Annotated in this window: 6 protein-coding genes and 1 riboswitch; all 6 genes read right to left on the bottom strand. The window is 46.7% G+C overall.

Annotation, left to right across the window (positions count from 1 at the left end; genetic code table 11):
- Positions 1–35: 35 nt before the first annotated feature.
- Complete coding sequence (locus C170_RS08695; RefSeq protein WP_036608480.1) at positions 36–3,374, bottom strand: DUF5107 domain-containing protein; 3,339 nt, start codon at positions 3,372–3,374, stop codon at positions 36–38.
- 173 nt (positions 3,375–3,547) lie between these two features.
- Positions 3,548–4,258, bottom strand: a complete 711-nt coding sequence (gene treR / locus C170_RS08700) for a trehalose operon repressor (RefSeq protein WP_036608483.1) — start codon at positions 4,256–4,258, stop codon at positions 3,548–3,550.
- A gap of 127 nt (positions 4,259–4,385) precedes the next feature.
- On the bottom strand, positions 4,386–11,888 hold the full coding sequence (locus tag C170_RS08705; RefSeq protein WP_036608486.1) for a fibronectin type III domain-containing protein: 7,503 nt from the start codon (positions 11,886–11,888) through the stop codon (positions 4,386–4,388).
- A 154-nt stretch (positions 11,889–12,042) separates the two neighbouring features.
- Positions 12,043–13,065, bottom strand: a complete 1,023-nt coding sequence (locus tag C170_RS08710; protein ID WP_036608497.1) for an SDR family oxidoreductase — start codon at positions 13,063–13,065, stop codon at positions 12,043–12,045.
- A gap of 96 nt (positions 13,066–13,161) precedes the next feature.
- Entirely contained in the window at positions 13,162–13,587 is a 426-nt protein-coding gene (locus C170_RS08715; protein ID WP_036608499.1) for a cupredoxin domain-containing protein, read from the bottom strand.
- A 205-nt stretch (positions 13,588–13,792) separates the two neighbouring features.
- On the bottom strand, positions 13,793–14,746 hold the full coding sequence (locus tag C170_RS08720; protein ID WP_017688752.1) for an EamA family transporter: 954 nt from the start codon (positions 14,744–14,746) through the stop codon (positions 13,793–13,795).
- 106 nt (positions 14,747–14,852) lie between these two features.
- A riboswitch (purine riboswitch) is annotated at positions 14,853–14,963 on the bottom strand.
- Positions 14,964–15,049: the final 86 nt, after the last annotated feature.

Genomic DNA, 15,049 nt, shown 5'->3' on the forward strand with positions numbered 1-15,049 from the left:
TCGATATAAATGGGATGTGTTGAAACGATTATCAATTATCGATGGATGATTGCCCCTTGATGATTCGGGTTTTTCTCCAATATCCGCTCCAACTCAAGTTTGGCTTCACTTGTCCGCCCCAGCCCCAGAAGACCCAATGCCCGCATATACCTGCAATGTTCTTCATTTCGCTGATTGAGATCGTCGTCAAACACTAGGAAATCGGGCAGAGATACCGCAAAATAATCCATTCGGATGTGATCATGCATATGTCTTTCCGCATAGTCTATGAGTTTGTTAAAGCGTCGGTTTGCTTCCTTCACATTGCCAAGTTTCTGCCAGGCCAGACCCTGATAATAGATGGATTCCGGCGGTTGATCATTATAAAACATCGCGCTTGCCGGTTCATTCAAACCGATGGATGCTTTGTGGAAACTTTCCTCTGCCGCCTGATTACTCTTCAGTTGCTGGTAGGCACAGCCAAGATAAAAGTAAACTGGGTTGTCTCCGGCTCCCTCCAATTTACCTTCACCTAAGTTCTCCGGGTAAACCAAAGCCTTCTTCAACAATTCCATTGCTAGTTCAGGTTGTTGTTTCTCCAGTTTTCGCTTTGCCAGTTCCGTCAGTGCCGTAACATATTGTCCTGTTACCTTGCCTTCTCCACCCTCCCATGGATGAAACCGCCGGGTCTGAAGGGCATTCCATGCTTCTTGATGACTACCTTGCATATTCAATAACGTCACCCACTCGATATAAAGATCATCACGGTGGTGAACCAACTCCATATGTTGTTCCAGCAATTTGACTCGATTCTCGCAGGAATACCCTATCTTCTTGTGCAATTGATCCAACTCGTAGAAGATTCGGGCATCCTGTGAATCCAACCGGAAAGCTTCCTCTAATGATGCCAGTGCAAGATCGGGGCGATTCAGCTTGTTATAATAAGCCAGTCCCAGATTCCGATGTACAGTCGAATATGCAGCATCCACCTCGCGTGAAGTTTCCCAATGGGTAATTGCTTCCTCGTAGCGTTTATGATCATATAACCAATTTCCCAGGTAATAGTGAGCACGCGCATCATTCGAATCCACTGCCAATGCATCCTGAAGCACCATGAATTCAAATAACGTATTAGGAAAACAATAATCCGTTGGAGCAGCTTTTCCCTGCTTTTTACATTCTCGGGCCTGCTCCACATCCCCCAGCTGACGATACAAGTAAGCCTGAACATAACCAACCATAGGATACGGCTGTGCAATTTCGGATTCAACATAAGAGAGTACCGTCAGTGCTTCTTCCCACAATCCACAATCCGCGTAGTCTGCGGCTAGATTCAGATAATTATAAACGTCTCCTCGCATCAGACGATGGAAATGCTCACGTGTTTGCCCCGCTTGTTCTCTCTCTGAAGGTGCAGTTGCTCCGCTGTAGATCAGGACTAATTCATGTGCAGCTCCAAATTCAACCGGGTCCAGTTCCAATGTCTCACGCGCATATTGAATGGCCTGTTTATTTTGACCCAATCTACGTAACAGAGCCACCTTCAGATGGCGAGCCTTATAATTTCTGGTGTTACGAATCAGCGAACGTTCGATGTGATCCAAAGCTTCGATGTACCGATGTTGCCCCGTATCGATCTGAGCAAGCATGTAATAACCTGTATCCTGATACTGTGCAGACCATACGGCTTTATACAGGGCTGCGTAGGCTTCTTCCTGTTTCCCCTGTAGTTTCAAACTCAGACCGAGTTGGTAAAATGCTTCACTATCATACGAATTTGTATTTTTCCATGTCAGCGATTGTACTGCCTGTCTGAAATGCTTCTCTGCATCTTGAAACAGCCCTCTACGCAGCAGCAATGTGCCATACGCTATGTTTAGACGAATATCCGTTGCATCACGCTTCAAACCTTCCAGATAATAAGGTTCCGGTTCATACGTGGCATGCCGATATTGTTCCAGATGAAGACCCGCCAGATATAGTTGTTCATTCGTACGAATCTCGGATGGTAGCGGGAGTGGTGTGGCCGGATCTGGAACTTCCTGGATCTCAGTACGTTCAGGCTGATAGGCCACAAGTTCTTTTCCTTCCACAGTTCGAACACTTAACTTCACCTGATGCCATTCATCTTGTCCGCTCCACGGGAATGAAGATTTATATAGTTCCGTAGGTGAGATATTACATCTCTCGTGGAGATATACCATGGTTGGTCCTATCACTTCAACGGTCACTTGTTCAAAAACCGACGTCGCATATACCATCACGGTTACCATTCCGGTCGTTTCGTCCATTTCCAGATTAACCGCTGCATCAATCGTTGCATTTTTGACCATACCAATTCCTTTATACGGCATAAAATACTGCGAAAATGATTTCGCTTCATAGGGCTGTAACCACGTAAAATCAGGTTGATTATCGGTATAGATCCCGGTCATTAATTCAATATAAGGTCCATCCTCGTCCGTTAACTGACGATCCCAAGCTTGCCCGAATTCCCCGTTCCCCCAGGTCCATTGCTTCTTGCCCGGAGAAATATGATGATTGGCTACATGCAACAAACCCGCCTGAACCCCGTGGTCATAACCCCCTACAAAATTATAATCCGACTTATACGCCATATAGGATGTTGGAACCGGTATGTTTTTGTATCGCGAGATATCCACACCTTCAGAATAGTCCATCTTGTAATAGGTACCGGTTGCGATGGGAAAGCGGGATACGTCCCGTTTTCCGTGGTCCAGCACAGCCGTTACATCAGGTGGAAACACAGATTGCGTATGATCGTTGACAGCTACAGCCGGATTGGCCCACCATAGAAAAGTTTGAGGTGCGCTGGTGCGATTGTATACCTCGGCATGGATTTCAAGATAGGCTTTGCCGGGATGTAATGTGAAGCCAGCGGTCATTTTGGTACCATACATGCGGTCAATCTCACCCACCCACACGGTAGCGCTTCCATCTTGATTACTGCCAAATGTATAATCGACTGGACCAAACGTGTTGGGCCGATGATGCTGTGGCCAGTTGAATTCAATTCCTCCGGAAATCCATGGCCCTGCCAGACCCACGAGCGCAGGTTTAATCACCCGGTTATAATATACAAAATCGTAGTTGTTGGTCCGATCCAGCGCACGATAGATCCGTCCACCCAGTTCGGGCATCATCTCGATACGTACATATTCATTTTCGAGAATAACTAATCGATACGACTTCATTTTGGCCTCATCTTCAATGCTGTCGATCACGGGATGCGGGTACACCTTACCCGAACTCCCCTGGTAGATTCTCTTTTCAAGAAACATCGGATTTTTGTCCGGTTTACCTGTACCATAGGTTGGAATATCTCTGGTTTCTTCCCATATGCGAACATTTGATTTCGCTGTCACGTGATTCAATTCCCTCACTCCTCGGCCTCGTATATATTGTGATCATACGCTCCGACATGCAGGAAGAACATTGACATTAAGCGGTTCTTGATGGACGATCTTCGGATTCCCCCATAACCAAAGAGAGCACCTATCCACTGAATAATGCAGTGAAAGGTACTCTCTGATCGATCTTGATTAACTTATCTGCGACGTGCAAAATCCACAAATCTGAACTTGTCCGGTCTGTGCCTCGACTCCGTATACTGAAATTGACTGGCATCCTCCAGGTAGACTTGGCTCCTCACCACAACTACATTGTGGAACCCTTCAAGGTCAAGCAGTTCCCTGTCCTCGGCGGTGGGTTCTTCCACCAAAATCTCTTTTTTGGCAAACGAAATCGAAAGCCCCAGCTCTTGCTCAATGTACTGATAGATGGAATCATTACAGATCTCTTTGCTGAGCCCAGGAACAAGCCGCTGGCTAATGTAATCTTTGTCCAGTATGACATGCTCTCCATCCACTTTGCGCACACGTCTGATCTCCCAGACCTGTTCATTCAGACCAAAGTTAATCTTCTTGTGCAACGCCTGATCCACCTGCTGCTCCTCGAAAACCTTCACATACGTTTGAGCACGATGTCCCATTTTTTTGGCCAATTCCTTGAAGCTAACCAGACCTGAGATGGGAAAATCGATCTTGCGTATATCCAGTACAATCGAGCCCTTGCCTTGAATCTTCTGAATATAACCTTCTTCATACAACATTTTCAATGCTTTGCGAATAGTCTCTCGAGACGTTTGATAACTTTCCGATAGATCCAGTTCCGATTGAAGTAACGTCCCTGCCTCAATCTCTCCGGTCCGAATACGATCTGCAATATCTTTATATATCCGGATAAATTTATTATTCATTATTCATCACCATTGTTCATTACCCTTTTTTTATCATATTGGCAACCATTATAGCATTAAAAACCAATCAAGCGGTAATGTCGTTACTGCCGATGATTGCAGTATCATGTGTAAGAATCAATACAATCTAGATATGACGATCAAACGCTGACGCTTTCTCCACTTGATCTGTACGCTTCTCATTCATAACTTGAATCAGCTTATTTAAGCGGAAGATGAGCGCTGCAGCTTCGGATCTGCTTAAGTGCTGCATGGGACGGAAGCTACCGTCTTCATATCCGGTAATCATGTACAAACCTGCAAGTTCCTGTACTTCTTCTTTGGCCCAATCGGATACATCAGTCTGGTCGGTAAACGCTCTTGGGGAAGTCAGCGGTTCCGGTCTGATTTTACGAACAACATTTGCTATAATCTTGGATGCCTGTTCCCGTGTCACCAGCGCATGTGGAGCGAATTTGCCGTTCCCCATGCCTTGAACCATCTCATGGTGAACGGCTGCCTTAATCTCAGGAGCAAACCAATCCTCATCGTTTACATCCTGAAATCCATGCTGTTCATTAACCGCTGTGTCCACACCCATCAGACGCACGATTAATGCAGTGAACTCCGCACGGGTGATCGGACGGCGTGGCTCGAAGCGAGTTTCACTTACACCTTGAATGATATTTTGTTCCGCTAGCCAGGTGATCTGATCTTTATTAAATGTTTGGCTGATATCAATAAATTTGATGATTTTTTTCACAGGTACATCAGGCTGCTCAGACGGTTCTGGTTGTGAACTCACCTCATCGGCTTCTTCCGATGTACCGTTTGGACTCGGGGTTGCACCGCCACCGCTCCAGGAGGATGGTGGATACGGAAAAGTCATGGCTGCTGCCCGTTTTCTTTCACTTTTTTCACCTGCTGAATTCTCCGTCCATACTTCCACCTCATAATGCTGCTCGGCATTCAGTCCTGTCCATACATGACTGCGCTGCGTGCCACGGTAGATCTCACGATCTTTATGGGTGATCACAATCACCTCATTTATTGAATCCAGTTCCCAAGTTAGCTTAATCGCACTTGTGCCTTGCGCTACGGCTGCAACTGTCAGATCCTCGGAAGGCAACGTCTCGAATTCCGGAACCTGGAGCGCCTCACCCTCACCTGCCTCATTAAATGGAACGATTGCAAAGTCAGTATAACGCTCGGCACTGTTTAATTCAGACACATGTATGGATGTCTCCGTTGTTGTTCCCACAAGCTCTTCGTTTCGATAAACTCGATAACCCCCAGCACCAGGAATCAGTTCCCATACAATGTCTGCACCATACATGGAACGCCCCTCTACTACAGGAGATGAAGCAGCACTACCAGGCAAAGTCATTGCATGAAGGTAATAACCACCATCACTACTGCCGGAGGCATTCATGGCCTTCACTATATAGATATAGTTCACGCCCGGTTCGAGTTCCTTGTCGTCATAGAACAGTTCGTCTGCAGGAACACGAGCAATCTCTACACCGTCACGCTCAATGATAAACTGCTCGGCACCTTCGACCCGGCTCTGTTCCAATAGAAGACGAATGTGGTCCTTCGCCGAATGATACTCCACTTTGACCGGAGCTGCTGGCTTGGTCAGGACAGAATACGCCAGCTTCTCCGATGCATCTCCTTGATCATTCTCTGTGTAGATTTCAATCGAGTACTGTTTGCCTGCATCCAGTTGATTAACAATAAACTCTTTTTGTTTGCCTCGGTATACTTCTGTACCATCCAGTAATATAACGAAAGTTTCGTTCCCATAAGGGAAGTCCCATTCCAGTTTGGCGTGATCTGTCTCCGGATATATCTTCATTTCCAGTGAATCCACATGAGGCAAGGTGTAAAAAGGAGTCACGATCATTGGACTTCCTGAACCAGCCGTATTATAAGGAATAATCTGTATCTGATCATATCGGGTTGCACTCTCCAGATGAGTTAATCTCACCTCTGTGATATCCCCTTCTTCAATCGTGGTGAACATCTGATCTCCGATACGTATGGTATATCCCTCCGCACCTTGTACCTTTGGCCAAGAGATCAATCCCTCTTTTTCCCCAATCTTGCTTGCATGTAAAGGTTCATGAATGATCGCAGGCAACGTTCGCAAGTGAACTTCGAAACCGGAATCACTCTCTCCCGTTGCATTGGATGTTTTGATGGTATACGTGTAATGCTCTCCTGGTGTCAGTCCATCATCTTCAAATGAAGCTTGATCTGCTGGAACCTTAGCGACTTCAACACCATCCCGCATAATGATGAATTGCTCTGCTCCCCGTGTTGAGCTTCCAGTCAGGTCCAATACCGCAGTCTTATCTGTGATGTGTGTTATGCCTGCCGTCTGAGGTGAGATGGGTTTCGTTAAAACCTGAATCTGAATAGCCTCTGACCGATGACCATCTTCATTAATCGCAACAAGTTCGAATTCATATGCTGTGCCATCCTGCATGCTATTGAGATGTACAGACGGTTCAGACACGCTCTGTACATCTCCCGTTACCTGATTACGAATCTCATATGCAGCCGCTCCCTGAACAACATCCCAAGCCAGATCCACCGCATGTGTTCCGGCTTTCACTGTGATACTTTCTGCAACCAATGGCAACGTTTGAGTCATTACACTGAAAGTAAGCGGCGCACTCGTTCCACTCGCATTGACTGCCCGAATTACATAAGTGTATTTCGTTCCTGGCGACAGATCCTTGTCTACAAATTGGGGTTCACTTGAATCCATCTGAGCGATCTCTCTTCCATCCCGTTCAATGACATAATGATCTGCCCCTTGGACACCAGTGTTACTGAAATCCAGACTTAGGCTGTTTTTTGCCACATCATATACTGCAACCTTAACGGGTTTCTCAGGCAAAGTCAGCAGAGATACATCCGTCCCTTCAGAACGAGTTCCCTGTCTGTTGACCGCCCATAGTTGATAGTGATGCCACGTCCCATCCTGGAGCCCTGTAATCGTTGCTTCATTCTCCATTCCTCTATAGATCTCCTTGCCATTCTGCTCAATCACGTATTCAGCGGCACCTTCCACGACAGACCAGGAAACTTTTGCATGATGTACTCCTGAATCAACAAGTACTTCGGCAGGCGACACAGGTTTGGACAATCGGATGAGCTGAGCTGTTTCACCTGATCCAGAAGCATTCACAGCCTGAACTTCCAAAGCGTACTCTGTACCTGGCAACAATCCCTCAAGCATGTAGGCCAGTTCTGATGTTCTGCCCATTTCTGTTCCATTGATTTTCACAATATAGAGATTCGCCGTATCTACAGCTTGCCATGCAAGTCCCATACTTGTCTCACCAGTCGATGTGACATTAAGTCCTTCCGGCCTGCTAGGTAGCGTAAGAATTGTACTACTGGTAGATACACCGTACCCGGCAGCATTGCCCGCCTGTACTTCATAGGTATACTCATGACTGCTTGACAGGTGGTGAACTGCGAGTTGTGTATCTGATATCTCATGGCTCTGTCCATCGATGACCACCCGATATTTCGTTGCCCCAGCTACAGGCTCCCAGCTCAAGATTGCTCCCTGTTCAGTTACTTGAACAACGTGAATTCCCGACGGGCTCTCCGGTAGTGTTGTTCCTGATACCGAACTGCGTATCCCCTGTCCACTTCCGTTCACTGCTTGTACATCCAGTTGATAAGATGTTCCTGAACTCAGTCCCGCATAGACCCATTCTTGGGTTCCGGCAGAAACCGTTCCCGACATCTCTCCATTCAACCATAACTCATAACGATCGGCTCCTCGTACTGCTTCCCAATTCAGACGAAGGCTCGCTGTGGAAGCATCGGATACCTGTAAGCCGGACACTTGCCCAGGTAAAGTCTTGAGCAAAGGTAATCCTGCCAACGGTCCTGTTCCTGTCTCATTTCCGGCAATTAACGTATAGCTGTACTCCGTTCCGCTATCCAGACCCGAGTCCAGATACTCCGTCTGCTCTCCTTCATATATGGCTGCTCCATCACGTGAAAGACCATAATACGTTGCAGAAGTCACTGCCTGCCATTCTAATGAAATATCATGCTCCTGAATTTGAACGGCCATAAATTCTCCGGGCATTGCCGGCAGTGTGAGAAATCCGGTTCTACTGCTACCACCTGCTCCACTTTCATTCATTGCCGTTACCGAAATGTTATGAATGGTTCCTGGAACGAGGTTGCTAACATAGGGAAGGCTGCCAGGATCAGATACCGTCTGATCAAATACGGTGGCACCGTCCGAAGTAGTCGCGATGATGCGGTAAGCATCTGCTCCTCGTACTGAATCAAAATGAATTTCGGCCAAATTGGGCTGTGAATCTACTTTTCTAACGTGCAACGTTCCGGGAGCTGCCGGGGTAGTTAATACTTGAACACTTACTGCATCACTTACTCCGGTATGGTTTCTCACTCTAACTTCATATTCATAGACCTGACCACCGCTTAGGGAGTTATCGATTATACTGTGGTTAGGATAATCCAGTGTCCATGACTGTCCTGTCGTTTTATTCGTTATCTCATACTGATATCCATCGGTATACCTTTCCCCAGTTGGCAAATCCACTGTAAGTTCAGCTGAAGTCTCAGCGATCTGTGTCGTTTTCACATGAGTCGGTTGCTGGGGCTTGCGTTGAATAAGGTAAGGTGATGATGTTGTCTCATATGTATTCCCTGCTCTGTCCATGGTTTTCGCATGGATGTACCATATACCTTCCGATTCGATGGATATTTTATGCTGGTCAGAGCGAGCTTCAAGCCAATGCTCCGGTGATTCTGCACTGTTCGTAAGTTGATAGAATCGTTCCCGGTCCTGAATGCCTGAGTGGTCATCGGCATACTGAATGGTAGTGGATATATCTATATCCGTCCAAGCATGTCCGTTCGGTGCAAATGTAATCGTTGGAGCCATCTGATCCACATAGGCGATTCGACTCACTTCCTTGCTTACATTGCCAACAGTATCCCTTGCTCTAGCCCGAATGGTGGTAGCGCCGTTTGTGCTTACTGTACCCGTATTGCCTGCAATATAAGGAGCATCGTTCATGCTGTATTCATAGGATATCGCTTGTTCATCCACACTTCCAGCGATAGTGAATTGCACATGTTCTTTACTCCATCCAGAAGGGCTTAAACTAATCACCGGCTCGGTTGGAGCTGTCGTGTCAATTCGAACTGTAGCCTGAGCGGACGTGCTTATATTGCCTACACGGTCAAGTGAGCGTGCATATACGATCGTTTCTCCCTCATCGGTAACCGTCACTTCGCCCGTGTAATCGATCCAGGGACCTTCTTTGTTAAGTCGATATTGGCTCTTGGCAAGCCCACTGCCCGCATCTTCACCACTGTTTATTGCAAAAGTTACATCCTCATTCGTCCAATCCTCTTCACTTAACGCAATCGTTGGTTGCTCAGGCCCAGTCTTGTCGATTCTGGCTGTTGCCGAAGTGGAAGCACTGACATTGGCGGCCCGATCAACACTTCGTGCGTAAATCTCAGTTATCCCTTCTTCACTTAGTGTAAGAGGAGCCTTATAGTCGATCCATTCTCCCTCACTTCCCAGCTTATATTGTGTCAGACCAATGCCACTCGCTTCGTCCGTACCCTCCGTTAATGTCACGATTACCGCCGCTTTTGTCCAATCGGGCGGATTCAGCGAGATGACAGGTGGCGTTGGTGCCGTCCGATCTACTCTGGCTGTCACAGCCGTTTCCTGTCCTGTATTACCAAACGCATCAATACTGCGTGCCATAACAGTTGTGTTTCCTTCACTGCTTACGGTAAACGGAGCGCTGTATTCACGCCATTCTCCTGCCGGACCAACTTTTACTTCAGTCTTCTGAGTTCCGCTCAAGGCATCCTTTCCTTCTTCAACCGTGATGAGAACATCTTCCTTGGTCCATGAGGATGGAGTGACTGTAACGGAAGGAGCAGTTGGACCCGTTGTATCTTTAATCATCTCTCCAGCGGATATAAATGGGGTCTGTATCCCTTCACCATTCAGTGCCGCCACAAAAACTTCATATTTTCCGTCCGCGAGTCCGGTCAGGGCAAATTCTGTACGTGTGGAAGTTGTTGTTCCCGTTGCGAGGACTTGCCCACCTGGACTGCGTATTTCCGTTTTGTAATGAGCGCCCGCAGGATTTCCATTATTATTCCAACTCGCTGTAACAGAGTTGCCTGATTGTGTCACAGCCGCAGCAGCGGGTGGATTCGCCAATGTATATTTGGTGGATGGACTGGAGTACCCCGTGAAGGAACCACTTGAATTTTTGGCACGTACAGCAAAAGAATAACTGGTATTCGGAGTGAGCCCTGTCACCTGCCGACTGTTTGACGCACCTGTATCCACGATCTGATTCGTGGTCATATTCTTCAGCTCATATGTAACAGAGGCGTCATTGGCCTTCTTATCCCAGTTGACCGTCAAGTTATTAGGGTTAACCAGTGTATAAGTCGGCGTTCCAGGCACAACAAAACTTCTAACCGTAAAGTTAACGGTTCCTGCTGAGGACACTCCACCTTTGTCATCCATGACCCATACTTGCAATGTGTGCGTACCATCTGGCAGGGTGTCAGGCAATGTGTAGTTAGTGTTGAAAGACTGATTTGAACCCGTCGCGGTCATCTGGGTCAAAATGTTCTCAGACCCACCATCAATGGACCATTTCACGGTCAATAGGTCTCCTACATCCGTATCTCGCGTTGTACCAGAGATCTGAAGTTGCTCGCCTTTGTAATACGTTTGCCCCGAAGAAGGAGCCGTTAGTGTAAATGAAGGCGGAACGTTCTGAGGGCCGATTCCCACGATCGTTGAAAATTTGCGTGAAGCCTGATTCGCTGTTGCTTTGGCATTCCACCAGAATTGCGCAGCTGTATCACTCGCCGTAACGGTCTGCCCTGTAGTGAATGACGAAGGTGAAGAACCCCCTGTTAGCTGCGCATTGTCCGGACCGCTGTACTGTCCCATGTATATGCGATCTGCATTCACAACATTGTACGTATTCGCATAAAAAGCCGTGACCTGAACGCCGCCGCTGTAATTGCGCCATCCATTCTCGATGACTTCAAACGGAGATGCATCATTGCCATTCACCATCGTATCCCAATAAAATGTTCCACCCAAATTCAGTGCCGATCCACTGCGGTTGATGGCTTCCAGTTCAACCTTCATGTATCCACCTTGTGAGGTAGCATTAACGATAGATACACGCAAAATATATTCGACATTGTCCTTTTGCCGGGACATTTCAATCACATTATTGTTAATTCGGTAATAATTAAGCGGCAATGTTTTGAAGTTCACGGGTGATCCATTATGGTCGATAATGGTGGATACATTCCCTGTATCACCACCGTAAAATACATTTGTGTTTGGTAGTAATACAATTCTGTATTTACCGTCACTGTTCATCTCCACTTTCACCTTGGAGGACTGTACAGCCTTCATGCTGGACGTATCGGATACAATCCCGATGGTTTCAACCGTTTCAGCCATTACCGTGGCTGCACCCCATTCAAGCAACAGGGCTTGAGGTGATAATAACGCAAATGCCAGCACCACTTTGGTTAATTGTTCCGCTTGTTTCTTCACACGTTTTCCTGATTTCTTCAACGTCTACTCTCCTTTTTGGCACAAAAAAAAGGAGGCACCCCAACAAAGGAACGATGTCCTAAGTTGGGGTGCCTCCCCTAACAAGTGTCATTTTTTCTTGATTATAACGATTAAGCGCATGAATGTAAACACTTGATCATGAACGCCTTACTTCTCATTTCTCATCTCTGATCTTTAATAACGCTTCGTCCAATGCGCCAACGACCTTGTCACACCATACATCAAATTCCGGATCTTCGGTCTGTAACTCAGGATGCTCCAGAATGTGTTCAATCGTACTTCGAATGCCCTGATCGGCTCTTGTCGTTGCTACAAATTCCGGAACAAGCCGCTTCAGCTTACTGTTATCAAACACAACGGTATTGGCTTTGTCACCCAGCAATCCGCCGCGAAGATCCTGATCACTGCATGCGGCCAAGAACTCAGAGGGTACATGTACCGCATGAAGCTTAACACCCAACACGCCAGCTATAATCTCATGAATCTGATTCCAGGTGACGGATTCATCCGAGGTGATATGTACCGATTCACCAATGGCATGGATATTTCCCATAAGCCCGATAAACCCTTTGGCAAAATCAGTATTGTGCGTAATGGTCCACAGTGAGGTGCCATCTCCGTGGATGATAACGGGTTTTCCTTCACGGATACGCTTGAGAACCTGCCAGCTGCCTTGAGCACCATGAACACCCAGAGGTACCGATTTGTCGCCATACGTATGGCTCGGACGCACGATGGTCACAGGGAATCCATGCTCGCGGTATTGTTTCATCAGATAGTCTTCACAGGCAATCTTGTTGCGAGAATACTCCCAGTATGGATTCGATAAGGGCGTGCCTTCCGTGATCCGGTAATCGGCCAGAGGAGTCTGATACGCTGATGCTGAACTTATAAATATAAACTGCTTGGTTTTATCCTTGAACAAACGGTAATCTCGCTCCAATTGAGACGGTACAAAAGCGATAAAGTCTGCCACAACATCAAATTCCAGATCAGCTATCAGTTCCGCTACACGTGCCTCGTCATTAATATCAGCTTGAAGTACCTTGACTTCTGCTGGCAACTCATCGTTCCGATTGCCGCGATTAATTAAATAAAGTTCACAGCCTTGCTGTGCAAGCATCTCCGTAATGGCCGTACTGATCGTGCCTGTCCCTCCAATAAATAGCGCTTTCATTTCGCCACCTCCTGATCGATTTTACCCACTTTCTCATGATATCACGCACCAAAAAAAGGAGCAAAGCTCGGTGACCCGAAACCTTGCTCCTTCTGCTTATACGACCTTAATCGTTGCATATATCATGTACATGCCGCAATGGATCTCATATTCTCCCTTGGGCAGATCTTTGTCAACCGTATAATAATTGGGTCCCTTTTGCATGTATAGATCCATGCCAAGCTTTTGTGATCCCACTGATTTCACATGTGTCACCGACCGGGTCAGAATAAAGTTGATTTTGGTCGGTACGCCAGCTTTCACCTCGATAACGTCTGGTCCAAAACCATCGTTGCTCACGTCCACATCAATGACTTCATATCCCTTCAAATCCTCCGGAGTCTCGGCTTGTGCTGTTACTGCACCTCCCGATCCGGGGGATACGTCTTTGCCCATAAAATAAACCAAAAATGATCCAAGCAGTACAACAACGGTCAGACCCAGCGTTAACCAAGGCCATGTTTTTCCAAACCAGCTTTTCATATAAACACTCCTCATTCGATGTCCCATCAATATTCAATCAACAGACGGATGTATTCATTAAGCATACCTGATTCGCATGACAATGAAAATGACCCCTCTGGGCTATTGCGATTGAGCAAAAATATTTCAATAGAAAAAGCCTGATTTCTCAGGCTTATCTACGGGTATTCCCGTTCATGCTTTGCTATATCCCTTTTGGTATAACTCAGGAATAGATCGGTGTATTCCGACTTCGTCTCATGCGTAATTTATACAACTCTGGCAGGGCTACACCAATGAGTACAATAATAACTCCGAACCATTGCAATCCGCTGACATGCTCATGGAGCACGATTGAGGATAACAATACTGCAATTGGAAGCTCCACTGCACCCAGGATTCCGGCCATGTCACCACCAATATGCGGAACGCCGATAGCGAACAGTACTGGTGGAATGAATGCCCCGAAGAATCCAAGCAGCAATCCAAATACAAGCAACTGGCTCCAGATCAATCCGTTAAAGAGGAATGTCGGCGGGAACAAAATGCACAGCAGGATCAATCCGCCTGTAACCATCCACGCACTGCGGAAGGCTGGATGCGCTGAAGGAACCGCTTTGCCGCTGAACAAGACAAACAGGGAATAACTTACGGCTGCCATTAGTCCAAGAGCAATACCCAGACCGTTGAACTCACCCAATCCTTGTTCCAGGAAACCCGCTGCCAGCAAAGTTCCACCAAACAGAATGATCAACGTCAGGAACGTGACTTTGTCTGGACGTTGCCGTTTGCTTATCGCCTGAATCAATACGCTAATCCATGTGAACTGGAACAACAGGATAATGGCAAGTGAAGCCGGAATGTAACGCAAAGACTGATAATACACGAGACCTGTAATTACCGTTGGTGTTCCAGCAGCCATCAATATCAGACGTTGTTTCCACGTCAACCGCTTGAATACCTGTGCCACGGCTCCTGATGCTTTGCCATTTGCCTGTGACTTACGTTTTGTTCTAAATTTTGTGTATAGCGCCAGCATCCAGGATAGAAGGAAACCCGTGATCAGCTGTGCTCCCACAACCTCTCCAAGTTTATATCCTTCGCCGTACGCCAGAACCACAATCGTGGATAATATGCCATAGCTCATCGCTCCCGCGAGAACGGACAGATAATATTTCATTGTGAATAAACCTCCTGATGATAAGAAAAATACGCCCGCATGTTGGTTCATGCCAAGGTCACAGACACCATCTAAATGCAAAAAATCCTAACTACGAGCAAGGAATACAATGATTCCTTGGCATCGTAGTTAGGAAGTATAGGCTTCCCGTAGAGACCCTCGCCCTGTGTACACTTTCGGCCTGCGAGGTTATACGAAATGATATATGCAATTTGATGTAATTCGTGTGTGACGACTTTTCATATATTACATGGGAGGTGAGATGGTGTCAACCCTATTCCGTATAAAAAGTTGAACTAAATT

It is taken from the genome of Paenibacillus sp. FSL H7-689, assembly GCF_000517905.1.
Lineage (GTDB): Bacteria > Bacillota > Bacilli > Paenibacillales > Paenibacillaceae > Paenibacillus > Paenibacillus amylolyticus.